26 protein-coding genes are annotated in these 22,813 nt (G+C 38.4%); 18 read left to right on the top strand and 8 right to left on the bottom strand.

The window, feature by feature from the left end:
- From rsxC to A1D26_RS09470, 6 genes are all read right to left on the bottom strand, one after another.
- Positions 1–2,325, bottom strand: a 2,325-nt coding sequence (gene rsxC / locus A1D26_RS09495) for an electron transport complex subunit RsxC (protein ID WP_408647474.1), incomplete at its 3' end; no start/stop codon positions are given.
- Positions 2,309–2,953: an electron transport complex subunit RsxB gene (rsxB, locus tag A1D26_RS09490; protein ID WP_157403770.1), complete on the bottom strand. Its 645-nt coding sequence runs from the start codon at positions 2,951–2,953 to the stop codon at positions 2,309–2,311. The genes rsxB and rsxC, both read right to left, overlap by 17 nt.
- Positions 2,953–3,534 (bottom strand): electron transport complex subunit RsxA, encoded by a 582-nt coding sequence (rsxA, locus tag A1D26_RS09485; RefSeq protein WP_157403769.1) that lies wholly within the window; start codon positions 3,532–3,534, stop codon positions 2,953–2,955. Before rsxA ends, rsxB begins: the two co-directional genes overlap by 1 nt.
- Positions 3,535–3,759: 225 nt before the next feature.
- Complete coding sequence (gene srmB, locus A1D26_RS09480; protein ID WP_157403768.1) at positions 3,760–5,085, bottom strand: ATP-dependent RNA helicase SrmB; 1,326 nt, start codon at positions 5,083–5,085, stop codon at positions 3,760–3,762.
- A 70-nt stretch (positions 5,086–5,155) separates the two neighbouring features.
- Positions 5,156–5,599 carry a ribosomal protein S18-alanine N-acetyltransferase gene (rimI, locus tag A1D26_RS09475; RefSeq protein ID WP_157403767.1) on the bottom strand — a complete coding sequence of 148 codons (444 nt, stop codon included), beginning with the start codon at positions 5,597–5,599 and terminating at the stop codon, positions 5,156–5,158.
- Entirely contained in the window at positions 5,586–6,008 is a 423-nt protein-coding gene (locus A1D26_RS09470) for a DNA polymerase III subunit psi (RefSeq protein WP_157403775.1), read from the bottom strand. The genes rimI and A1D26_RS09470 overlap by 14 nt, the downstream gene beginning before the upstream one ends.
- An 82-nt stretch (positions 6,009–6,090) precedes the next feature.
- Between A1D26_RS09470 and rsmC the strand changes: the two genes are divergently transcribed.
- The 7 genes from rsmC (at position 6,091) to A1D26_RS09435 (ending at position 10,563) form a co-directional block, all read left to right on the top strand.
- On the top strand, positions 6,091–7,080 hold the full coding sequence (rsmC, locus tag A1D26_RS09465) for a 16S rRNA (guanine(1207)-N(2))-methyltransferase RsmC (RefSeq protein WP_157403766.1): 990 nt from the start codon (positions 6,091–6,093) through the stop codon (positions 7,078–7,080).
- Positions 7,081–7,141: 61 nt separating this feature from the next.
- On the top strand, positions 7,142–8,284 hold the full coding sequence (locus A1D26_RS09460) for a glycerate kinase (RefSeq protein WP_157403765.1): 1,143 nt from the start codon (positions 7,142–7,144) through the stop codon (positions 8,282–8,284).
- A gap of 133 nt (positions 8,285–8,417) precedes the next feature.
- Positions 8,418–8,957, top strand: a complete 540-nt coding sequence (infC, locus tag A1D26_RS09455; protein ID WP_157395042.1) for a translation initiation factor IF-3 — start codon at positions 8,418–8,420, stop codon at positions 8,955–8,957.
- A gap of 115 nt (positions 8,958–9,072) precedes the next feature.
- Positions 9,073–9,270 (top strand): 50S ribosomal protein L35, encoded by a 198-nt coding sequence (gene rpmI, locus A1D26_RS09450; protein WP_005596065.1) that lies wholly within the window; start codon positions 9,073–9,075, stop codon positions 9,268–9,270.
- A gap of 95 nt (positions 9,271–9,365) precedes the next feature.
- A complete protein-coding gene (gene rplT / locus A1D26_RS09445; RefSeq protein WP_157403764.1) occupies positions 9,366–9,719 on the top strand; it encodes a 50S ribosomal protein L20 in 354 nt (117 codons plus the stop codon).
- A 74-nt stretch (positions 9,720–9,793) separates the two neighbouring features.
- A complete protein-coding gene (locus A1D26_RS09440; RefSeq protein ID WP_157403763.1) occupies positions 9,794–10,324 on the top strand; it encodes a hypothetical protein in 531 nt (176 codons plus the stop codon).
- Positions 10,321–10,563, top strand: a complete 243-nt coding sequence (locus A1D26_RS09435) for a hypothetical protein (RefSeq protein WP_157403762.1) — start codon at positions 10,321–10,323, stop codon at positions 10,561–10,563. Before A1D26_RS09440 ends, A1D26_RS09435 begins: the two co-directional genes overlap by 4 nt.
- A 55-nt stretch (positions 10,564–10,618) precedes the next feature.
- On the opposite strand, the gene nfuA is transcribed toward A1D26_RS09435, so the two are convergent.
- Positions 10,619–11,212, bottom strand: a complete 594-nt coding sequence (gene nfuA, locus A1D26_RS09430) for a Fe-S biogenesis protein NfuA (protein ID WP_157403761.1) — start codon at positions 11,210–11,212, stop codon at positions 10,619–10,621.
- A 391-nt stretch (positions 11,213–11,603) separates the two neighbouring features.
- Here nfuA and A1D26_RS09425 point away from each other — a divergent pair, with 391 nt between their 5' ends.
- From A1D26_RS09425 to mnmA, 11 genes are all read left to right on the top strand, one after another.
- Positions 11,604–12,950, top strand: coding sequence for a Na(+)-translocating NADH-quinone reductase subunit A (locus A1D26_RS09425; RefSeq protein WP_157403760.1), 1,347 nt, complete (start codon positions 11,604–11,606; stop codon positions 12,948–12,950).
- A gap of 4 nt (positions 12,951–12,954) precedes the next feature.
- Positions 12,955–14,193 carry an NADH:ubiquinone reductase (Na(+)-transporting) subunit B gene (locus A1D26_RS09420; protein ID WP_157403759.1) on the top strand — a complete coding sequence of 413 codons (1,239 nt, stop codon included), beginning with the start codon at positions 12,955–12,957 and terminating at the stop codon, positions 14,191–14,193.
- Positions 14,186–14,962 carry a Na(+)-translocating NADH-quinone reductase subunit C gene (locus A1D26_RS09415; RefSeq protein WP_157403758.1) on the top strand — a complete coding sequence of 259 codons (777 nt, stop codon included), beginning with the start codon at positions 14,186–14,188 and terminating at the stop codon, positions 14,960–14,962. The genes A1D26_RS09420 and A1D26_RS09415 overlap by 8 nt, the downstream gene beginning before the upstream one ends.
- Positions 14,962–15,585, top strand: coding sequence for an NADH:ubiquinone reductase (Na(+)-transporting) subunit D (locus A1D26_RS09410; protein ID WP_157403757.1), 624 nt, complete (start codon positions 14,962–14,964; stop codon positions 15,583–15,585). The genes A1D26_RS09415 and A1D26_RS09410 overlap by 1 nt, the downstream gene beginning before the upstream one ends.
- Position 15,586: 1 nt before the next feature.
- Complete coding sequence (nqrE, locus tag A1D26_RS09405; RefSeq protein WP_157394175.1) at positions 15,587–16,183, top strand: NADH:ubiquinone reductase (Na(+)-transporting) subunit E; 597 nt, start codon at positions 15,587–15,589, stop codon at positions 16,181–16,183.
- A gap of 12 nt (positions 16,184–16,195) precedes the next feature.
- Positions 16,196–17,428, top strand: coding sequence for an NADH:ubiquinone reductase (Na(+)-transporting) subunit F (nqrF, locus tag A1D26_RS09400; protein ID WP_157403756.1), 1,233 nt, complete (start codon positions 16,196–16,198; stop codon positions 17,426–17,428).
- Positions 17,429–17,573: 145 nt separating this feature from the next.
- Positions 17,574–18,632, top strand: coding sequence for an FAD:protein FMN transferase (locus tag A1D26_RS09395; RefSeq protein WP_232516824.1), 1,059 nt, complete (start codon positions 17,574–17,576; stop codon positions 18,630–18,632).
- A gap of 18 nt (positions 18,633–18,650) precedes the next feature.
- A complete protein-coding gene (gene nqrM, locus A1D26_RS09390; protein WP_157403755.1) occupies positions 18,651–18,905 on the top strand; it encodes a (Na+)-NQR maturation NqrM in 255 nt (84 codons plus the stop codon).
- A gap of 10 nt (positions 18,906–18,915) precedes the next feature.
- Entirely contained in the window at positions 18,916–19,869 is a 954-nt protein-coding gene (locus A1D26_RS09385) for an ADP-ribosylglycohydrolase family protein (protein ID WP_157403754.1), read from the top strand.
- Positions 19,870–19,921: 52 nt separating this feature from the next.
- Entirely contained in the window at positions 19,922–20,356 is a 435-nt protein-coding gene (locus A1D26_RS09380) for a hypothetical protein (protein WP_157403753.1), read from the top strand.
- A gap of 10 nt (positions 20,357–20,366) precedes the next feature.
- Positions 20,367–21,518 carry a tRNA 2-thiouridine(34) synthase MnmA gene (gene mnmA / locus A1D26_RS09375; protein ID WP_157403752.1) on the top strand — a complete coding sequence of 384 codons (1,152 nt, stop codon included), beginning with the start codon at positions 20,367–20,369 and terminating at the stop codon, positions 21,516–21,518.
- 680 nt (positions 21,519–22,198) lie between these two features.
- Here mnmA and A1D26_RS09370 read toward each other — a convergent pair.
- Positions 22,199–22,795 (bottom strand): sigma-E factor negative regulatory protein, encoded by a 597-nt coding sequence (locus A1D26_RS09370; protein WP_157403751.1) that lies wholly within the window; start codon positions 22,793–22,795, stop codon positions 22,199–22,201.
- Between the last annotated feature and the right edge of the window lie 18 nt (positions 22,796–22,813).

Below are 22,813 nucleotides of genomic sequence, written 5' to 3'. Positions count from 1 at the left end.
AGCGGCTTTGCGTGGATCGGTTTCCACTGGTGTTTCAGTTGCAACTGTTGCGGTTGCTTCCACTTTTGCATTTTGTGGCTCGGAACTGACCGCTTGTTGAGCTTCTTTTTTCGCTTTAGCTCTTGCGATAGCCGCCGCCACAGCGGCTTTGCGTGGATCGGCTTCCGTTGGCATTTCGGTGGCAACTGTTGCGGTTGCTTCCACTTTTGCATTTTGTGGCTCGGAACTGACCGCTTGTTGAGCTTCTTTTTTCGCTTTAGCTCTTGCGATAGCAGCTGCCACAGCGGCTTTGCGTGGGTCAGTTTCCGCTGGCGTTTCGGTCGCAACTGCTGTGGTTGTTTCCACTTTTGCATTTTGTGGCTCGGAACTGACCGCTTGTTGAGCTTCTTTTCTTGCTTTGGCCCTTGCGATAGCAGCCGCTACAGCGGCTTTGCGTGGATCGGTTTCTGCTGGCGTTTCGGTCGCAACTGCTGTGGTTGTTTCCACTTTTGCATTTTGTGGCTCGGAACTGACCGCTTGTTGAGCTTCTTTTCTTGCTTTCGCTCTTGCCAGTGCAGCTGCCACAGCGGCTTTGCGTGGATCGGTTTCCGCTGGCGTTTCAGTTGCAGCTGTTGCAGACGTTTCAACATTTGCATTTTGTGGTTCAGCACTTTCTGTTTGTTGAGCTTGTTTTGCTAAACGTCTTGCTCTACGTTGTGCCATTAACTCACTATTATCCGGCTCTCCATTTGCTTTGGCTTGAATAGTCGGAGCTGATTGCCCATCGTTGCTTGCGGTATTTTCCGCTTTTTTCGCCTTCAGACGCTCAAGTGCTGCTTTAACGGGGTCTTCCCCAACACTGTTGGCAACTTCTTCTCGGCGTTTTTCTGCTGCCTCTTGAATACGGGCAGTTCTTGCCTCTTTTTCTTTATTTAAACGAGCTTCTCTTGCTTCAAATCGTTGTTTGGCTTCTTCCGCTTTGCGAGCTTTTTCTTCAATCTCGTGAATTTTGGTTTTTTCTTGGCGGAAATATTGAATAAGCGGAATATAGCTTGGGCAAACGTAAGCACAAATACCACATTCAATACAAGCATCAAGATGATATTCTTTTGATTTATCGTGATCGTCAGCACGAGCAAACCAGTAAAGCTGTTGAGGCAATAAGCCAACAGGACAAGCATCAGAACAGCTTGAACAACGAATACAGCTTCGTTCTGCTTGCGGTGGCGCGTACTCAAAATGATCAGGTGCAATTAAACAGTTTGCTGTTTTGGTGACGGGAGCTTGCAAAGATGGCAGAATAAAGCCCATCATTGGCCCACCTAAAAAGACAGGAAAACGTTCATCGGCTTGGTAATCAACCTGTTCTAATAAATGGATAACTGGTGTACCTAGTCTTGCCCACACATTGCCTTTATTGCGAATTTTATCGCCTGTCAGCGTAACCACACGTTCAATTAAAGGCTCATCATCAATAATCGCACGTTTCACCGCAAAAGCAGTGCCGACATTGTGCATTACAATGCCCATTTCAATGGTGCGTTTACCTTGTGGGATTTCTAGTCCAGTGAGAATTTGCACGAGTTGATCGCTTGCTCCAGATGGATATTTGGTGGGAATAACTCTTACGCAAATATCATTTGCACCTTTTAAGGCTTTTTTAACCGCTTGTATTGCTTTAGGTTTATTATCTTCAATCGCAAGCACCACTTCTTCGGGGCGAAGAACATAACGTAAGATACGAATGCCTTCTATCATCTCTGCGGTATAATCTTGCATCAATCTATCATCACAAGTGATATAAGGTTCACACTCTGCACCATTGATAATTAAGACTTTGCAACGTTTATCAGCATATTGCAATTTGCTTGATGTCGGGAATACCGCACCGCCTAAGCCTGCAATCCCAGCTTGATAGACTTTTTCGATAATTTGTTCGCCGGTTAAACTTAAGAAATCATCAATCGGTTTGCGTTCAATCCATTGATCTTTTCCGTCTGTTTCAATTACTACTGTCTGCTCTGGAATACCAGAAGGGTGGCAAGAAACATAAGGCTGAATGGCGATAATTTTACCCGATGTTGGACTGTGTACAGGTAATTGGCGGTAATGTTCGCCTCGAGTGAGAGCTTGTCCTTTTAGAACAAGATCGCCGACATTCACGATCAGATCACCAGCACTTCCTGAGTGTTGTACCACTGGAACATAAAAATATTTGGGTAAATGGAGCGTTCGAATCGGTTTTTGATTTGATTGTTGCTTCATTTCTGGTGGATGAATACCGCCAGGGAAATCCCATAATTTCTGTTGACGGATACGATCTAACACATCATTTTGCATTAACATCAGTTCCCCCAATATTTTCTGTTTCAAAGGTCTTATTGCCGACAACCATTCTTTTTTCTAATTCTGTGGTATTAAGAATCGGGATGACTAAATTCGCATCAAATTTCCAATTCCAATTTTGAGTGGTTTTTTTCTCTGAAATCATTTCAATACAATCGGTTGGGCAAGGTGCAACGCATAGTTCACATCCTGTACAGAGATCGGCAATCACAGTGTGCATTGCTTTATTCGTGCCGATAATCGCATCAACAGGGCAAGCCTGAATACATTTTGTGCAGCCAATACACATATCTTCGTGGATAAGGGCAACTTTTGTTTCTGGGGTTTCACCTTCCATTTCAGGTACATCAACTCCCATTAAATCGGCAATTTTAACCACTAATGGTGGACCACCTGGCACACATTTTGTGATCACATCACCATTTGCAATGGCTTCCGCATAAGGCTTACAACCAGGATAACCACATTGCCCACATTGGCTTTGCGGTAATAGGGCATCAATTTGCTCAACAATAGGATCGGCTTCCACTTTTAATTTAATGGACGAGTATCCCAGCACCGCACCAAAAATAAGGGCGATAAGGGCAATAATACCAATGATGTAATAAATAATTTGAGAATCTATCATCAGATTTTGACTAAACCAGTAAAGCCCATAAAGGCTAATGACATTAAGCCTGCGGTAATTAATGCAATTGATGCCCCTTGAAATGAAGCGGGGACATCAGCGGCAGCTAAACGCTCACGCAGAGCTGAAAATAATACGAGAACCAGTGAAAAACCAGCAGCAGCACCAAATCCATATAAGACGGATTCCACTAAATTATTGGCTAAATTTACATTGAGTAAAGCCACACCAAGTACAGCACAATTAGTAGTAATAAGTGGCAAATAAATACCTAATAAGCGATAAAGTGTCGGGCTTGTTTTATGAATGATCATTTCAGTGAGCTGTACAATGACCGCTATCACTAAAATGAAGACTAAAGTACGCAGAAAATGAGCGTCTAATGGAGTGAGAATAAATGTTTCGACCAAATAGGCTGAAAGTGAAGCAACAGTCAAGACAAAGGTGGTTGCCATTCCCATACCGATTGCAGTTTCAACTTTTTTAGATACCCCCATAAATGGACAAAGCCCAAGAAATTTAACCAACACGAAGTTGTTGATTAAGGCGGTACTAATAATTAATAAAATATATTCAACCATATCCCACACATTTATCACAAAAATAGGTCGTATTATCCGTTTTTTCGTGGCAATGAACAACAAAATTATCTACAAGCGGTTGGTTGGGCTTGGCGTATTATTGTTAAGTTGAAGGATAATCGACAAAATATGGCTAAAATTTCTTCTTATCAGCAGTCTGTAGAAGATCAGACTTGATCTGATTCCTTAAAATTAGTAATCATTTTGTCCATTATACCTTGTATTTTATGATTCAGATTTCTGTTCTGTCGTTGGCTTTCTTCGTTTACCAATATTTTTGGTATCTTTATGGCGCACTTTTACTTTCTTCTTCGCAGCCTCTTTTTTATCTTCTTTTTTCTTCTTAATGCGTGCTTTTTCTTTTTTCGTTACACTCACAATTTCACCATCTTTCGGTGCTTTAGTACGAGGTTCTAAACCATCAATCAAACGAGGTTTCAACACTTCTTCGGTATAGCGTTGGATTTTACCCAGTAATTTATAATCGTGAGCTTCAACTAAAGAAATGGCTGAGCCTTTTTTTCCTGCACGAGCTGTACGTCCAATACGATGTAAATAGGTATCTGCACTATATGGCAAATCAAAATTAATCACAAAATCGACATCATCAATGTCTATGCCACGAGCGGCAACATCTGTGGCTACCAATACATTAACAACACCTTCTTTTAAGCGTGTAATCGACTGATTACGTTGTGTTTGTGCCATTTCTCCTTCTAAATAGGTCGAGCGAATACCACGTTTACGCAAGGTTTCACTTAATTCTCGTACTGCTTCACGGCGGCGAACAAAAACGATACCACGTTCAACTTCAAAATTACTAATGATGCGAGCTAATAATTTAGTTTTATGTTCAAGACTATCGGCGTGATAATACCATTGTTGGATTTTCTTACGTTCTCTACGGCTTGGTTCGGCATCAATTTCTAGTGGATTAGTTAAAATACGTTGAGCAAAATCTACTAATAATTCGCCTTCAAGGGTTGCTGAGAATAACCAAGTGTATTTACGCCAACGAGTTTCGGCTGCGATAGTCTCTGCATCTTGACCAAATCCCATTTGTAGCATTCGGTCGGCTTCGTCAAAGATCAGTACTTCAACAGAACGGCAGTCGAAATTTTCTTCCTTGATATATTGTAATAAGCGTCCTGGTGTTGCCACCACAAGATCTTGGTTGGTATTAAACACTTCACCGTGGTTCTGATAAGCCACACCACCTGTAATAGTCGCAATTTTCAAATTGGTAAATTGAGCCAATTCTTCTGCCTGTTCTGCCACTTGCATTGCTAACTCACGCGTTGGTGTTAGGACTAAAATGCGAGGTGGCCCTGGTTTACGACGTGGATGATCGAGTAAGTGTTGGATAGCTGGGAGTAAAAATGCCGCAGTTTTTCCTGTCCCTGTTGGTGCTGAGCCTAACACATCTCTGCCTTCAAGTGCTGCTGGGATAGTTTGTTGTTGGATACTAGTTGGGCGGTTATAGCCTTTTTTCGCTAATGCTTTGAGTAATTCTGGACTTAAATCTAATGCTTCAAAAGTTGGGGTATTCATAAATGTCTCATTGTAAAATAATTATTGGAACTGACCGCTTATTCTATCATCTTTGAGTAGATCAGTTGGATTAAAGATAAAGTGCCATTACAACCGCATTCTCTCGCTCACCTGTTGGAGTAGGGTAGTAATTTTTGCGTAAGGTAACTTCATTAAAGCCTAATTTATCGTAAAGTTGGCGAGCAGTTTGATTGGATTCTCGTACTTCAAGCCATAAAGTCAGCACATTCTGTTGTTGTAATTGTTGAATAAGCGATTCGAGCAATTTTTTTCCATAGCCTTTTCCTTGAAATTCTGGGGCAACGGCAATGTTAAATAATGTTGCTTCATCTAACACTTTTTGGCAAATCGCAAAGGCAACAATTTGATTTTCAACGGAGAGTTTTAGATTAAGATAACGTTCACCTTGGTTGTTGAGCAATGTTCCTTTACTCCAAGGCACTAAATGGGCTTGTTGTTCAATTTCAAACAGGCGGTTAAAGTCGCTATCGCTAATAGGGCTAATTACAGTCATTTTCAGTATTTAGGGTGAATGGTTCAATCTGTTGCCAAAATTGGCGTTTATGTGCTGTTTGTTGTAGTTCTTGCCAAGACAGATTATGCCAAGCGGTTTGATTTGCAAATTTTTTTGTAAAAGCTACCGCTTGTTGTTTAGGTTGAATCAACCAAAAATAAGGCGAATGGGTTAAGGCAAGACGGACTGCTTGCTCCATATTAAGCCATTGATATTGTTTGGTATTTAAACCCAAGGCTCGCAAGATATCTTGAAATAACCCTGTATGTTGATGATCTTCTTCGCAAACCACCACAAATTTAATATGTGGCGCTAGGCGAATTTGTGCATCGCCCTTTAATACCTGTGGTTTGGTTAGCACCCACTGGGTAATATTCATCTCTTGTAACAGAAAATCTCGCCGATTCATCATATTTCCTCATAAAGTTGTGGGGAATGGTAGCAAAAGTCGGTAAAATGCGGAAATTATTTTAAGTAAAAAGTGAAAAATTATGTTATCTCTTGAAAGTGAAGTATTGGAACGTCATTTAGCGTTATTTGAAAATAAAAGTATTTTATTATTTGGTGATGTACGAGATCGTTTTGCTGATCTCATTCGTGCAAAAGCCACAAATATTGCGGTTTTCTCAAGCTATTTTGATTATGCAAATCAACATAAAGATGTGATATTTGGGTTGGAATGTGAGCAATCCGCAGATCTAGCGGTGTTTTACTGGACTAAAAATAAGCAAGAATGCCAATTCCAATTATTACAATGGCTTTCTAGCGCACCAATTGGGCAAGAATTATTGATTATTGGCGAGAATAGAGCTGGCGTTCGCTCTGTTGAAACAATGCTTGCTCCACTTGGTGAAATTGCCAAAATTGACTCTGCACGCCGTTGTGGTTTGTATCATTTTGCATTAAACGAAAAACCGAACTTTGATCGTAAAAAATTCTGGAAATCTTACCGCTTAGAAGATTTAATGGTCTATTCATTGCCAGCGGTATTTAGCTCTGCGGAATTGGATACAGGATCAAAATTATTGCTTTCTACGTTCACAAAATCAGATGGATTAAAAGGCAAAGTGCTAGATCTAGGCTGTGGTTCAGGTGTTATCGGAGCTGCTTTAAAACAACAATTCCCCCAAATTAAGCTTACAATGTCGGATATTCACGCAATGGCAATCCATTCTAGTCAACGAACACTAGTTGAAAATGGGCTAGAAGGAGAAGTTTTAGCCAGTGATATCTTTTCTCATATTGACTGTCGTTTCGATTTAATCATTTCTAACCCTCCATTTCACGATGGTATCGACACCGCTTACCGTGCAGTCGAAACCCTTATTGCGCAGGCAAAACAACACTTAAACAAAGGCGGTGAATTGCGTATTGTCGCCAACGCCTTTTTACCTTACCCCGACTTATTAGACCAAGCTTTTGGCTCACATCAGCTATTAGCAAAATCTAATAAGTTTAAGGTTTATTCGGTGAGGGCTTAATTTAAAAAGCGGATGTGTAGAAAGGCATCAGTTTTCGTGTTATTTTTCATAAGGATATTCAATGAACATTGTTATTGCCCCTGACTCTTTTAAAGAAAGTTTGAGTGCCTTAGAAGTTGCTAAAGCTATCGAGATTGGGTTTAGGCGTGTATATCCAAATGCTAATTATCAATTAGTGCCAATGGCTGATGGTGGTGAAGGTACAGTTCAATCTTTAACAGATGCCACATCGGGAAATTTGCAAAAAACTTCGGTTATTGCACCGCTTGGTAATGTAGTTGATGCGGTTTGGGGTATATCAAAAGATCGCCAAGTTGCCTTTATTGAGATGGCTGAAGCTTCAGGTTTGCATCTTGTGCCAGTTGAACATCGCAATCCATTGAAAACCACTAGCTATGGTACTGGACAGTTGATTAAAGCAGCCCTTGATCAAGGTGTTTCCAAAATTATATTGGGGATAGGTGGAAGTGCGACTAATGATGGTGGAGCAGGGATGCTACAAGCATTAGGCGGACAATTTAAAGATCATGCAGGAAAAGAAATTGGCTTCGGGGGGGAGCAACTCGCTCAGATTGAGAGTATTGACCTATCTTCTCTTGATGCTAGGTTGGCTAACGTTGAGTTTGAAGTCGCTTGTGATGTTAATAATCCTCTATGTGGCGAGAGGGGGGCATCTGCTATTTTTGGTCCACAAAAAGGAGCAACGGCGGAAATGGTCGATATTCTTGATCGTGCTTTGCACCATTTTGCAAAAAAAGTGGAAAGCCAATTGGGTTTAAATATTGCGGAAAAACGTGGTGCAGGAGCAGCAGGAGGAATGGGCGGAGGCTTATTACTGTTACCAAACATCAAATTACAATCTGGAGTTGAAATTGTAATTGATGCGGTAGCATTAGCCGATAAAATTCAAACCGCAGATTTAGTCATTACAGGAGAAGGTAGAATGGATGCCCAATCTATTTCAGGCAAAACGCCCATTGGTGTTGCTAAGGTAGCTAAGCAATACGCAAAACCTGTTATTGCAATAACAGGGTGTCTTAAAGAAGATTACCCTGTTGTTTATCAATATGGTATTGATGCAGTATTTCCGATTATTCAACAGTTAGATTCACTAGATGCAACATTGAAAGCTGGGAGTGATAATTTAATTTCAACCGCTGAGAATGTGGCAAGATTATTGAAATTATCTTTAGGAATAAGATGATGATTTTCCTTGCATCAAAGTATGAAATCTCGTAGAATCTTGCCCGTTTTGCTCTATTTAGGGCGTATAAAAAGGAATCATATCTTCTGCAAGCGGTATGATCGTTAGAAAAATTTACTAGAGGAATAGGACTATTAAACCTGTAAAACGTGTTCAGACAAATCGCGCTCATCGTCTTAATGATGAAATTCGCGTAAAAGAGGTTCGTTTAACTGATCAAGATGGCGAACAACTTGGTATTGTATCAATTCAAGAAGCATTAGCAAAAGCTGAAGAAGCTGAGTTAGACTTAGTTGAAATTAGCCCAAATGCTGAACCACCGGTTTGTCGTATTATGAACTATGGTAAGTTCATCTACGAGAAAGAAAAAGCTGCAAAAGAGCAGAAGAAAAAGCAGAAAGTTGTACAAGTGAAGGAAATTAAATTCCGTCCTGGTACAGACGAAGGCGACTATCAGGTAAAACTACGCAGCCTGATTCGCTTTTTAGAAGATGGGGATAAAGCTAAAATCACTGTTCGTTTCCGCGGACGTGAGATGGCTCACCAAGAAATTGGTATGGACGTGCTAGAGCGTGTTAAAAACGATTTAGCCGAGATTGCAGTGGTAGAATCTGCCCCTGGCAAACTTGAAGGTCGCCAAGTTGTAATGGTGCTTGCCCCTAAGAAGAAGTAATTAGTGCAAATCAAGTAAAGTAAGTGGTTGGATTTGCAAAATATTTTGCGAATCCCATCGCTTGTTTTCGCCTAATTATTGGTTATTAACAAAAACAATGCGGAGTTTTTAAACAATGCCTAAAATTAAAACAGTACGTGGTGCTGCGAAGCGTTTCAAGAAAACAGCTTCTGGCGGTTTCAAACGTAAACAATCTCACTTACGTCACATTTTGACTAAGAAAACCACTAAACGTAAACGTCACTTACGTCACAAATCAATGGTAGCGAAAGCAGACCAAGTATTAGTCGTAGCGTGCTTACCATACGCGTAAGGCGTTAAGTAAGTTAAACGTACTTTAGAGATTCTTAGTAGGACACAATGTTTTGTGTTCATTAAAACGAAATAGACAAATTAGGAGATTAAATAATGGCTCGTGTAAAACGTGGTGTTATTGCAAGAGCACGCCATAAGAAAGTTCTTAAGGCTGCTAAAGGTTATTATGGTGCACGTTCACGCGTGTATCGCGTTGCTTTCCAAGCAGTAGTTAAAGCTGCACAATATGCTTACCGTGACCGCCGTCAGCGTAAACGTCAATTCCGTCAATTATGGATTGCTCGTATCAACGCTGCAGCTCGTCAAAATGGTTTATCTTACAGCAAATTCATCAATGGCTTGAAAAAAGCATCTGTTGAAATCGACCGTAAGATTCTTGCTGATATCGCAGTATTTGACAAAGTTGCTTTCGCAGCACTAGTTGCTAAAGCAAAGTCTGTTCTTTAATTTTTACAGAATAGAGATAGGCACCTTAACGGGTGCCTTTTTTATATCTATTTTTGTTATTTTAATGAAAGCCAATGCAAAAGCTCATTATTATTCGTGGGCATTCAGGTTCAGGTAAATCAACTTTTGCTCATCAAAAGATCATTGAGTTTAAAAATACTTTTTCTAATGCAATTATTTATCATATTGAAAATGATAAATATATGATAAAAGATGGTGTTTATTCTTGGACAAAAAACGCTCATCTACAAGCAAAACAATTCGCTAAGAAGGATATTCAACAGGCATTTCAGCAAATGCGGTTAAATCCGATAGCAAATATCCTTTTGGTGATTAGTAATGTTGGTGCAAATAGGCGTGAAATTGATGAGTATTTGAGTTTGGCTGAAACTTATAAAATAGATGTTGAAATTTACCGAATGCAAAATTTCTTTAGAAATCAGCATAATGTCTCATTATCGATCGTTTGTAATATGTATCTTGATATTTTAGCAACCCCGTTACCAGATGAAACTTTGGTCCCAGTGGTAAAGCCAATGTCACCTTATATTAAGCAGAAATTACAACGTATCAGTTATTTTAGGAATATCAAGGAAAGTAAATGAAAAAATTATTATTATCAGCCCTAGTATTATTATCGGCTTGTTCTACGCCTTCTCAACAAAGTTCAGTTCCGTTAGATATGAAAGCTGTTCAGGAATATCAGCATAAAATTAGAACGGGTAATACAGTAAGCCCTACTGCGAAAGAGGATAACAAAGATTTAAATCATAGCGATAGAGCGGTAAAAGTTAGAGTTTACCCACAAAGAATGGTTTATCCGATGCCAATAATGGTTTTTTAAATTAAAAAACAGTGGGAAAATTAGCGTTGTTAATTTTCCCACTGGCTTATATCAATTAGTAATAAGAATGTTCACCATGCTGATGCTCAGTAACATCTCTTACACCAACCAGTTCATCAGGGAAAAGAGCAAGAAGTTGCTTTTCGATCCCTTCTTTTAAGGTTACATCAACCATTGAACAGCCATTACAGCCACCGCCAAATTGTAAAATTGCATACTTATCTTCAGTGATCTCAATCAGCGTTACTCGTCCACCATGACTTGCTAATTGTGGATTAACTTGAGTTTGAATGACATAATCTAAGCGTTCAATAAATGGTGCATCATCATCTACTTTTTTCATTTTAGCATTTGGCGCTTTCATTGTGAGTTGTGCGCCCATTGCATCTGTAACATAATCAATTTCAGCTTCATCAAGGAAAGGTAAGCTAACATCATCGACAAAAGCAGAAAATTGCTCAAATTTTACTTCTGTATCTGTATCTTCTATGGCATTAGGTGGGCAATAGGAAACACCACACTCTGCAGTTTGTGTACCAGGGTTAACGACAAATATGCGAATATTTGTACCCTCTTCTTGTTGGTCAAGTAATTTACGGAAATGGCTTTGTGCCGCATCTGAAATGGTAATGTTCATTGTTAAATCCATTATAAGAAAATTTAATACTATTCTACTCTTAACCTGATTTTTTGACTAGCATCAAATTTTACTTGTCTTGGTTAAGAGTTTGCTTTTCGTACCGCTTATTTTCAAAATAGTGGTTCCTTGTATTTAAAATTTGAAGTAGGTCAAATTTTATGGGCTGAAATGTTAAAAAAATGTGGTTAAACTGGCATTTAATACCATTTTTCAGGTAGAATAACGCGTTTATTTTTATCTTTAATTGAAAAAGATGGAAATCCGATTTGAGAACTTAATGTGGCATTTGAGGATAGGTGGGGGAATCAACGTTTATTCTTGAATTTAGTCACGACTCAATAAAAGCGATTGTAGCTTGCTACAATTATATTTTTAACCCAACAAAAGTAGTGCAAACAATATGATTACAATTAAACAAGGCTTGGATCTCCCTATTTCGGGAAAACCTGAGCAAGTAATCCATAACGGCAATGCTGTTAGTGAAGTTGCTGTGCTTGGCGAAGAATATGTGGGTATGCGCCCTTCTATGAAGGTGCGTGAGGGCGATGTAGTTAAAAAAGGTCAAGTTCTTTTTGAAGATAAAAAGAATCCTGGTGTTATTTTTACTGCACCTGCAAGCGGTACGATTGTGGCAATCAATCGTGGCGAGAAACGTGTTCTTCAGTCAGTCGTAATTAAAGTTGAGGGTGATGAGCAAATTACCTTTAGTCGCTATGCGGCAACTGACCTTGCGTCTTTGACAAGCGAGCAAGTTAAACAAAATTTAGTAGAATCTGGACTGTGGACAGCATTCCGTACTCGTCCATTTAGTAAAGTGCCTGCATTAGATGCTGTGCCTTCATCTATCTTTGTGAATGCGATGGATACTAATCCATTAGCAGCGGATCCTGAAGTTGTTCTTAAGGAACACAAGCAGGATTTCGTGGATGGCTTAACGGTATTAAGCCGTTTATTTGATGGCGAGAAAACAATTCATTTGTGTCGTGCACCTGACAGTACAACGCCGAACGCGGAAGTTCCAAATGTAAAAGTCACCGCTTTTGCAGGTCCACATCCAGCGGGACTGAGTGGTACACACATTCACTTTATTGATCCTGTTAGTTTAACCAAACAAGTGTGGTATTTGAATTACCAAGATGTGATTGCGATTGGTAAGTTATTTACAACGGGTGAGTTATATACAGGTCGTGTGGTAGCATTAGCTGGGCCACAGGTAAATAATCCTCGTTTAGTTCGTACTCGCTTAGGTGCTAAATTATCTGAATTAACTGCCAATGAACTTAAATCAGGTGAAAATCGTGTGATTTCTGGTTCTGTGTTAAGCGGTGCGAAAGCGGTTGGCGTTCACGATTATTTAGGTCGCTATGCGTTACAAGTTTCAGTGATTGCTGAAGGTCGTGAGCAAGAGTTCTTTGGAATGATTGCCCCATACTCACATAAATTCTCAATTACACGTACAGTGTTAGGTGCTTTCACTAAGAAATTATTTAACTTCACAACCGCAGTAAATGGTGGACATCGTGCAATGGTACCAATCGGTTCTTATGAACGTGTTATGCCATTAGATATTCTGCCAACATTATTACTTCGTGACTTGGCTGTAGGTGATACAGATTCTGCTCAAGCATTAGGGTGTTTAGAACTAGATGAAGAAGATTTAGCGCTTTGTACCTTTGTTTGCCCAGGCAAAAATGAATATGGACCAATGCTACGTCAGGCGTTAGATAAGATCGAGAAGGAAGGTTAATCAAATGGCTTTAAAAGATCTTTTCCATAAAATGGAACCCCACTTCCATAAAGGTGGGAAGTATGAAAATTGGTACACCTTATTTGAAGCGGTGTATTCTATCCTTTATACATCTGGTGCAGTAACCCAAAAAGATGCTCACGTTCGTGATGCAATTGACTCAAAACGAATGATGTTAATCGTATGGTTAGCATTATTTCCAGCTATGTTTTGGGGAATGTATAACGTGGGAAGTCAGTCAATCTTAGCATTAGGAATGGGTGATTTTGCACAGAATCTAGCGAATAGTGTAAATAACGATTGGCATTTTGCGTTAGCAAACAGCTTAGGTGTTGTATCACAAGATGCTGGCGTGTTGGCTAAAATGACACTTGGTGCAATTTTCTTCCTACCAATTTATCTTACCGTCTTTTTAGTCGGTGGTTTTTGGGAAGTTGTTTTTGCAATGGTGCGTAAACACGAAATCAATGAAGGTTTCTTTGTTACCTCTATTCTTTTAGCTTTAATTGTTCCACCAACATTACCATTATGGCAAGCAGCCTTAGCGGCCACTTTTGGTGTTGTTGTTGCAAAAGAAGTATTTGGTGGTGTAGGTAAAAACTTTATGAACCCAGCATTAGCGGGTCGTGCGTTTTTATTCTTTGCTTACCCTGCTCAAATTTCAGGTGATTTAGTTTGGACTGCAGCAGATGGTTTTTCTGGTGCAACTGCGCTTTCTCAATGGGCAGCAGGTGGAGAAGCAGCACTTAAACACGTTGCAACAGGTCAATCTATTACTTGGATGGATGCATTCTTAGGAAATATTCCTGGTTCTGTGGGTGAAGTTTCAACCTTAATGCTAATCATTGGTGCGGCAATTATTGTTTTCGCACGTATCGCTTCTTGGCGAATTATTGCTGGGGTAATGATTGGTATGGCTGCAACTGCAACATTATTTAACCTTATTGGTTCTGATACGAATCCATTATTTGCAATGCCTTGGCACTGGCACCTTGTATTAGGTGGTTTTGCATTAGGTATGTTCTTTATGGCTACAGACCCAGTATCTGCTGCATTTACCAACAAAGGTAAATGGTGGTATGGTATTTTAATTGGGGTAATGTGCGTATTGATTCGTGTTGCAAACCCAGCATACCCAGAAGGTATGATGTTAGCGATTTTATTTGCTAACTTATTTGCACCAATCTTCGATTACCTTGTTGTTCAAGGCAATATCAAACGTAGGAAGGCACGCAATGGCTAAGTTTAATAAAGATAGCATTGGCGGAACACTTACCGTCGTCGTTTTATTAAGTTTAATCTGTTCGTTAATTGTTGCAGGTTCTGCGGTGTTATTAAAACCAACCCAAGAAGAACAAAAACAATTAGATAAACAGAAAAACATTTTAAGTGTTGCTGGTTTATTACAAGCAGATACCAAAAAAGGTGATATCAAAGATATTTATGCTAAAAATATTGAACCTAAGATCGTTGATCTTGCAACAGGTGAATATGTAGAAGGCATAACAAATTTTGATGCGAAAACTGCAATTAAAGATCCAGCTCAAAGTATTGCGATTAACCCAGAAGATGACCAAGCAGGCTTAAAAGTTAGAGCTAAATATGCTGAAGTTTACCTTGTGAAAGGCACCGATGGTAAAGTAAATCAAATCGTTTTACCATTTTACGGTACGGGATTATGGTCTGTAATGTATGGTTTCGTTTCTGTACAGCCAGATGGTAATACTATTAAAGGTATTACTTACTATGAACAAGGGGAAACTCCGGGATTAGGTGGCGAAATTGAGAATCCACGTTGGCAACAGAATTTCGTGGGTAAGAAATTACAAAACGAAAGTGGTGAATCTGCAATTCGTATTGCAAAAGGTGCTTCAGCGGATAAAGATCACGGTATTGATGCTTTATCTGGTGCAACCTTAACCTCTAAGGGTGTTGATGGTTCATTCAAATATTGGTTCGGAGCGAATGGTTTCGGTCCATATTTAGCGAAATTAAAAGCGGGGGCTAACTAATGGCAAGTAATAAACTTAAAGACCTATTGTTATCACCTGTTGTGAATAATAACCCAATTGCATTGCAAATTTTGGGTATCTGTTCAGCATTAGCGGTAACAACTAAACTTGAAACAGCTGTGGTAATGGGTATCGCAGTAAGTCTTGTAACTGGATTCTCAAGTATGTTTATTGCAATGATTCGTAACTATATTCCAAATAGTATCCGTATCATTGTACAAATGGCAATTATTGCATCTCTTGTAATTTTGGTTGACCAGATTTTACGTGCGTATGCTTACGATCTTTCTAAGCAGCTTTCAGTATTCGTTGGCTTAATTATTACCAACTGTATCGTAATGGGACGTGCAGAAGCATTTGCTATGAAATCAGGTCCGGTAGAGAGTTTAGTAGATGGTATTGGTAACGGTTTAGGTTATGGTGCAATTCTTGTCATCGTAGCGTTTATCCGCGAATTGATCGGTTCTGGTAAACTCTTTGGTATGACGGTATTCCAAACAATCCAAGATGGTGGTTGGTACCAAGCAAATGGTCTATTCTTATTAGCTCCAAGTGCGTTCTTTATTATTGGCTTCTTGATCTGGGGCTTAAGAACGTGGAAGCCAGAGCAAGTGGAGAAATAATATGGAACATTATCTAAGTTTATTTGTTAAGTCCGTATTTATTGAAAATATGGCACTTTCTTTCTTCCTTGGAATGTGTACATTTCTTGCGGTTTCTAAGAAAGTTTCAACCGCTTTTGGTTTAGGGATTGCGGTAATTGTAGTATTAGCCATTTCTGTTCCTGCTAACCAATTAGTTTATGAACACGTTTTAAAAGATGGTGCATTGATTGAAGGAGTGGATTTAACCTTCCTTAACTTCATTACATTTATCGGTGTAATTGCTGGTATTGTACAAGTACTTGAAATGGTATTGGATAAATACTTCCCAGCACTTTATAGTGCATTAGGTATTTTCTTACCATTAATCACTGTAAACTGTGCAATCTTTGGTGCGGTATCTTTTATGGTTCAACGTGAATATAATTTCGGCGAATCGGTAGTTTATGGTATTGGTGCTGGTACCGGTTGGATGTTAGCAATCGTGGCATTAGCAGGTTTAACAGAAAAAATGAAATATTCTGATGTTCCTGCAGGCTTACGCGGATTAGGTATTACCTTCATTACCGCAGGCTTAATGGCACTTGGTTTTATGTCTTTCTCAGGCATTCAATTATAAGGAGTGTATCGAATGGATAATTTTATTTTCGGTATCGTGGTATTTACTGCCCTTGTATTAGTGCTTGCAGTACTTATCCTATTTGCTAAATCTAAATTAGTGGACAGTGGCGATATCACGATCTCTATCAACGGTGATGCTGAAAAAGCAATTACTTTGCCTGCAGGTGGGAAATTATTAGGTGCTCTTGCAAGTAAAGGGATCTTCGTATCATCTGCTTGCGGCGGCGGCGGTTCTTGCGGTCAGTGTGTAGTGAAAGTGAAAAGCGGTGGTGGTGAAATTTTACCAACCGAATTATCACACATTACGAAACGTGAAGCCAAAGAGGGCTATCGTCTTGCTTGTCAAGTAAACGTAAAAAGCAGTATGGATGTGGAATTACCAGAAGAGATCTTTGGTGTAAAAAAATGGCAATGTACCGTTATTTCTAACGACAACAAAGCAACATTTATCAAAGAGCTTAAATTACAAATTCCAGAAGGCGAAGAAGTACCATTCCGTGCAGGTGGATATATTCAAATCGAAGCTCCAGCGCATACGGTAAGATATGAAGATTACAAAGAGTTGATCGATAAAGAATATCACGAAGATTGGGATAAATTTAACTTATGGCGTTATGTCTCTAAAGTTGATGAGCCAATTATTCGAGCTTATTCAATGGCTTCATACCCAGAAGAAAAAGGGATTATTATGTTGAACGTGCGTATCGCTACGCCACCGCCAAATAACCCTGATGTACCACCAGGTCAAATGTCATCTTATATCTGGTCATTAAAAGCAGGCGATAAAGTGACAATTTCAGGTCCATTTGGTGAATTCTTCGCGAAAGATACTGATGCTGAAATGGTATTTATCGGTGGTGGTGCAGGTATGGCACCGATGCGTTCACATATTTTTGACCAGTTAAAACGTTTAAAATCTAAACGTAAAATGACTTTCTGGTATGGTGCTCGTTCAAAACGTGAAATGTTCTATGTTGAAGACTTTGATGGCTTACAAGCTGAAAATGATAACTTCAAATGGCACGTGGCACTTTCAGATCCACAACCAGGCGATAACTGGGATGGCTATACAGGCTTTATTCACAACGTGCTTTATGAAAACTACTTAAAAGATCACGAAGCGCCAGAAGATTGTGAATACTATATGTGTGGACCACCAATTATGAATGCATCTGTAATTAAGATGCTAAAAGATCTTGGTGTTGAAGATGAAAACATCTTATTAGATGATTTCGGTGGCTAACACTACAATCTAAATTAAATAAGCGGTCAGTTCGTGTAAAATTTTTGCAAGAAATGACCGCTTGACCATTTAAAAAATAATCAAAAATATATTTCAATTGAATATTTTTTTGCTTATTTTTTGTCTTTAAGGAGCTTTTGTGAGAATAAAAAAATTATCTGCAGGATTTGCTTTTGCAATCTTTACCCTTTTACTCACCGCTTGTAACAAAGAACCTGAGCAGGTTTTATTGGAAGGGAAAACAATGGGCACAACTTACCACGTCAAATATATTGATGATGGGAGTATAAAGAACTTACCGATACCTGAAGCGATTCAAAAAGAATTAGATGAGCTCTTGAAAGAAGTAAATAACCAAATGTCCACTTATCAAAGAGAATCTCAAATTAGCCAATTTAATCAATATGATACAGTAGATAGCTCATTTAGCGTTGCCAAAGATTTTGCTTTAGTGGTTGAAGAAGGTATTCGTTTAAATAAAGTAACAGATGGGGCTTTAGATATTACTATTGGTCCTTTGGTTAATTTATGGGGGTTTGGTCCAGATAAACGTTTAAATAAGGTTCCAACGGCAGAACAAATTGCAGAGAGGGCAAAATCCGTAGGGATTGAAAAACTCATTGTTGGTTTTGAAAATAATGACAGACAAAATGGCAACGCATTCTTACAGAAGAAAGAGCCAAACCTCTATGTAGATCTCTCATCGATCGCAAAAGGTTTTGGGGTGGATAAAGTCGCTGACTACCTAAATAGCTTGGGTCTTGAAAATTATCTTGTTGAGATTGGCGGTGAGATTTATGGAAAAGGTAATAATTTGAAAAAACAACCTTGGACAATAGCGATTGAGAAGCCAGAATTTACACAAGGCACATCTGTGCAAATTGCCGTACCATTACACAATTTAGGAATGGCAACATCAGGAAATTACCGCAACTATTTTGAAGATGAGCAAGGCAATCGCTTATCACATATTATTGATCCCAAAATGTTACGTCCAATTAGCCATAATCTTGCATCGATTACGGTATTTGCTCCGACAACAATGACAGCTGATGGCTTATCAACAGGATTATTTGTTCTTGGTGCAGATAAAGCTCTTGAAGTCGCCGAACGAGAGAAACTGGCTGTATTTTTAATTATTAAAAATGGTCAAGAGTATGAAACAAAAATGTCGAGTGAATTTAAAAAACTTATTAAAGAATAACAAATAAAAGGAAAACAAATGGAAACTATCTTACTCACCTTCGGATTTTTTGTTGCTATCGTATTTATGATGTCGATTGGTTTTATTATTAAAGGTAAAACCATTAAAGGTAGCTGTGGCGGTATTACTGCACTAGGAATGAAAAAAATGTGCGACTGTGAAGAACCTTGCGATAATTTACAAGCTAAGTTAGCTGCAGGCGATGAAGATGCAAAAGTTGAATATGAGCAGAAATTCGCTAAAAAAGAAACTCAGTTTTATGAAGTGAAGTAATAGGATAAAAATGACGAATCCTAATTTATATGAACAAGCCAAAGCTATTTTGTTCGGTGTTTCAGTCGCTGATGCTTTAGGTGTACCCGTTGAATTTAAAAGCCGAGAATATTTGCGTTTATATCCTGTAACTGAAATGCAAGGATATGGTACTTATAATCAACCTGAAGGCACTTGGTCTGATGATAGCTCAATGACATTTTGTCTAGCTGAATCACTCACTAATGGCTTTAACTTAGAGGATATTGCTCAGAAATGTGTTCAATGGATGACACAAGCGTATTGGACACCATATAATGAAGTCTTTGATATTGGAATCATTACCCGACAATCTCTAGCAAGATATATTCAGGGCATTCCTGCACAAGAATGTGGTGGAAAAGATGTAATGGATAATGGCAATGGGGCATTGATGCGAATTTTACCTTTGCTCTTTGAAGTGAAAGATATGCCTTTAAAGGAGCGTTTTTCGACAATCTGTGCTGTGTCTAGCTTAACGCATAGACATATTCGTAGCCATTTTGCTTGTTTGTATTATCTGGAGTTTGCGGCTGAATTACTCAAAAAAAATGACAAATTTATAGCATATCAGAATGTTAATGAAAGAATTGCCTCTTTTATCCAAGATGTAGAAATTTCAGAAATTGAGCCATTTAAGCGGTTAGTTTTGGGTGACATTTCACATCTTTCAGAAGACGAAATCCAAAGTAGTGGTTACGTTATTCATACATTAGAAGCGAGTATTTGGTGTTTATTGACCACAGATAACTATCGAGATGCTGTACTAAAAGCAGTGAATTTAGGGCTAGATACAGATACTACTGCGGCAGTAACAGGCGGATTAGCTGGGTTATTTTATGGCTTTGATGCGATTCCAACAGAGTGGATTAAGATATTAGTCAAAAAAGAACAAATTAATATTCTTGCTAAATGCTTATCCAAGAGATATAACATAATAGAGTGAATTAGTTTCTTAGATGAGAATATAAGGTTTTTAGAGCACTTGAGAGTAATTAATGAGCAGAAGAGGTATGTTATCTGGATCTCCTTGGCACGTAGAGTATCTTCGTAAAGCGGAAGATGAGCCTAAGAGAGATAGACGCAAGTGTAAATATTATGTTGATGATGATTTCCAGCAATGTCGTATTTTGTATAAGAAATGCTATGGTTCCCGGTATTGTGAACACTATTCTGTTTCTGAAATTTATAAAAGAACTAAAAAAGTTCTAAATCAAATAGAGCCATTGCAAAAAGTATATGAAATATCTTATGGAAAAGAAATTAGCAAACATTTATTTATAGGTAATTTGATTGAACATCAATATTATGGGCTAGGTAAAATTATTCATCTGGAAGGAAATAGTATTACTCTTTTATTTAAACTTTTTAATGAAAGAACTCTAGATTTAGAAACCTGTATTAGAAATAATTTTTTTTCTTTCGAAGAATAGTAGATAATCAATGAAATCAAAAACTTACGAAAACCATTTTCCTAAACTAACAGAACAGCAACTGGCGGAAAACGCAAATAAAAAAGTAATTTGTGGAATGTCGGGTGGTGTAGATTCTTCCGTTTCAGCTTTTATTTTGCAACAACAAGGCTATCAAGTAGAAGGCTTGTTTATGAAAAATTGGGAAGAAGATGACGATACAGATTATTGTACCGCAGCTGCCGATTTAGCCGATGCTCAAGCAGTTTGCGATAAATTAGGGATTAAATTACATAAAATTAACTTTGCAGCAGAGTATTGGGATAATGTTTTTGAACATTTCCTTGCTGAATACAAAGAAGGTCGGACACCTAACCCGGATATTTTATGTAATAAAGAAATCAAGTTTAAAGCATTCTTAGAATATGCAGCTGAAGATCTCGGGGCAGATTTTATTGCAACAGGGCATTATGTTCGCCGTCCAGCCTTGGATCAGCAACCTAAATTACTGCGTGGGTTAGATAGCAATAAAGATCAGAGTTATTTTCTTTACACTTTGAGTGAACAGCAGGTAGCTCAAAGTCTTTTTCCAGTGGGAAACATTGAAAAACCAATTGTAAGGGCTATCGCAGAAGATCTGGGACTAGCTACTGCAAAGAAAAAAGACTCTACGGGAATTTGTTTTATTGGTGAACGGAAATTTAAAGATTTCTTAGCTCGCTATTTACCTGCACAAGCGGGAGATATTAAAACAGTGGATGGTCAAGTTATTGGTCGCCACGATGGTTTAATGTATCACACGCTAGGGCAACGCAAAGGCTTAGGCATTGGTGGAGTGAAAGGTGCGAGTGAAAATGCGTGGTATGTGGTTGAAAAAGATCTGATCAATAATGTATTGATTGTTGCTCAAGGACAAGATAATTCAGCGTTACTTTCCACAGGATTAATTGCAAGCCAATTACATTGGGTTGATCGCCAAGCTATTCGAGAAAATTTACGTTGTACTGTAAAAACACGTTATCGCCAGGCAGATATTTCTTGTGAAATTATTCCTATTGATGATGAAAACATTCGAGTTGTTTTTGATGAACCACAAATTGCAGTAACACCAGGGCAATCCGCTGTTTTCTATCAAGGAGAAGTTTGCTTAGGTGGTGGAATTATTGAAGAGCAATTGAAATAGCTTGATTCTAGAAAATCAAACCTAATCTGACAGTACCCGTTTAACATTACAGTTTCGGTCAGATTAGTTTGAGCTTAAATTCTTTCCCGTTCAAATCGGTTTTCCATTAAGTAATGTTATCGTTGGTGTTCTACCACAACACATTTTTCCTTGATGAGCCTAATAATCGTTATAATACATTAACCATTCATCTAAATCAGCATTTTAATGCCGCTAAATCTTCTTCCTAAATGCCACTTGTCTTGTAAGATTGTCTTATGTAAGACAGAGGTGATAGGTGTTTTAATCCTACACGGTTTTGCAAATGCGACTTATCAATAAAGGTCTGTTGATAAATATGCTCAGTTCCCTTAATTTTCGTCAAATAGAAGGTATCTTGTGAACTAAGATAGCTAGGGATTGGTTAACGTTGAGCCATGTCCTTGTATTAATAGAATGTATCTCAGCCTATTCCTATTAGCTTGCTTTAGAAATATTCCTTTGCTCTTGTGCTAAGTTTAATAAACGAGTTTTGTATTTTTGTTAGAATAAAATATGAGAGTTTCCTTTTTGTTTAGATTGAATTTATACACTCATATTCTAAACGGGGGAACTCTCATTTTTTAGAGTGGATTGCCAGATCAAATCTGATCTTCTATATCTAATTTAATAAAGCGTTACAGTTAGTTTTAGAATTCAAGTTACTCATTTTTATTTGTTTCTGTTGAAGAAGTTTGTGCTTTGGATTTTTCTTCTTCACTTAACACTACAGTACCTGCACTTGTACGGCGTTGTAATTCGTGATTTTGTAGTAACGCGTTGATTCTACGTTGTTGATACTCTAACTGTTGCTCAGTTGGTTGGTCTTTTGCTGGTGCATTATAACTAACTTGTTGAACAGAATTAGTAAATGGTAGAGTTTGTAATGTAGGCTGTTCAGTTGTGGCAACTTCTTCACCATTATTAAAGGTATTAAAACCTATAACTGCCATCAAACATACAGAAGCTGCAATACCTGCTTGCATTAATGGTGCGCCCCAACGTTTTAATTTGAGTAACAAGCCTTTAGGTTTTACACTTTCAGCAGATTTTTCAATCTCTTCATTTTCAAGCAAGGCTTCCATCTTCGCAGAGAAATCATTGCCTAAAAGAATATCTTCACCACGCATCACACTACGAACTGCGTGATAACTTGCCCATTTTTTTTGTAGTTCTTCACTTTTACATAATGTATCGGTAAATTCTCCATTCACATTATGTCCATCCATATAGGCGGAAAGTGTTTCTCGTTGTTGCATAGATAACTCCAATGATAT

This window comes from Ursidibacter maritimus (assembly GCF_009761395.1).
Classification (GTDB): Bacteria; Pseudomonadota; Gammaproteobacteria; order Enterobacterales; family Pasteurellaceae; genus Ursidibacter; species Ursidibacter maritimus.
The sequence above is the reverse complement of the archived record's forward strand: the minus strand, read 5'-3'. Positions and strand labels throughout refer to the sequence as shown.

Coding starts and splice junctions, on each gene's coding strand:
- nfuA (WP_157403761.1), bottom strand. CDS start 11,212: ATGGATTTAACAATGAACATTACCATTTCAGATGCGGCACAAAGCCAT.
- A1D26_RS09385 (WP_157403754.1), top strand. CDS start 18,916: ATGACGAATCCTAATTTATATGAACAAGCCAAAGCTATTTTGTTCGGT.
- A1D26_RS09435 (WP_157403762.1), top strand. CDS start 10,321: ATGAAAAAATTATTATTATCAGCCCTAGTATTATTATCGGCTTGTTCT.
- A1D26_RS09440 (WP_157403763.1), top strand. CDS start 9,794: ATGCAAAAGCTCATTATTATTCGTGGGCATTCAGGTTCAGGTAAATCA.
- A1D26_RS09470 (WP_157403775.1), bottom strand. CDS start 6,008: ATGAATCGGCGAGATTTTCTGTTACAAGAGATGAATATTACCCAGTGG.
- rplT (WP_157403764.1), top strand. CDS start 9,366: ATGGCTCGTGTAAAACGTGGTGTTATTGCAAGAGCACGCCATAAGAAA.
- srmB (WP_157403768.1), bottom strand. CDS start 5,085: ATGAATACCCCAACTTTTGAAGCATTAGATTTAAGTCCAGAATTACTC.
- A1D26_RS09415 (WP_157403758.1), top strand. CDS start 14,186: ATGGCTAAGTTTAATAAAGATAGCATTGGCGGAACACTTACCGTCGTC.
- A1D26_RS09425 (WP_157403760.1), top strand. CDS start 11,604: ATGATTACAATTAAACAAGGCTTGGATCTCCCTATTTCGGGAAAACCT.
- rpmI (WP_005596065.1), top strand. CDS start 9,073: ATGCCTAAAATTAAAACAGTACGTGGTGCTGCGAAGCGTTTCAAGAAA.
- nqrM (WP_157403755.1), top strand. CDS start 18,651: ATGGAAACTATCTTACTCACCTTCGGATTTTTTGTTGCTATCGTATTT.
- nqrF (WP_157403756.1), top strand. CDS start 16,196: ATGGATAATTTTATTTTCGGTATCGTGGTATTTACTGCCCTTGTATTA.
- nqrE (WP_157394175.1), top strand. CDS start 15,587: ATGGAACATTATCTAAGTTTATTTGTTAAGTCCGTATTTATTGAAAAT.
- rimI (WP_157403767.1), bottom strand. CDS start 5,599: ATGACTGTAATTAGCCCTATTAGCGATAGCGACTTTAACCGCCTGTTT.
- rsxA (WP_157403769.1), bottom strand. CDS start 3,534: ATGGTTGAATATATTTTATTAATTATTAGTACCGCCTTAATCAACAAC.
- rsxB (WP_157403770.1), bottom strand. CDS start 2,953: ATGATAGATTCTCAAATTATTTATTACATCATTGGTATTATTGCCCTT.
- A1D26_RS09380 (WP_157403753.1), top strand. CDS start 19,922: ATGAGCAGAAGAGGTATGTTATCTGGATCTCCTTGGCACGTAGAGTAT.
- A1D26_RS09370 (WP_157403751.1), bottom strand. CDS start 22,795: ATGCAACAACGAGAAACACTTTCCGCCTATATGGATGGACATAATGTG.
- A1D26_RS09460 (WP_157403765.1), top strand. CDS start 7,142: ATGAACATTGTTATTGCCCCTGACTCTTTTAAAGAAAGTTTGAGTGCC.
- A1D26_RS09410 (WP_157403757.1), top strand. CDS start 14,962: ATGGCAAGTAATAAACTTAAAGACCTATTGTTATCACCTGTTGTGAAT.
- rsmC (WP_157403766.1), top strand. CDS start 6,091: ATGTTATCTCTTGAAAGTGAAGTATTGGAACGTCATTTAGCGTTATTT.
- A1D26_RS09420 (WP_157403759.1), top strand. CDS start 12,955: ATGGCTTTAAAAGATCTTTTCCATAAAATGGAACCCCACTTCCATAAA.
- mnmA (WP_157403752.1), top strand. CDS start 20,367: ATGAAATCAAAAACTTACGAAAACCATTTTCCTAAACTAACAGAACAG.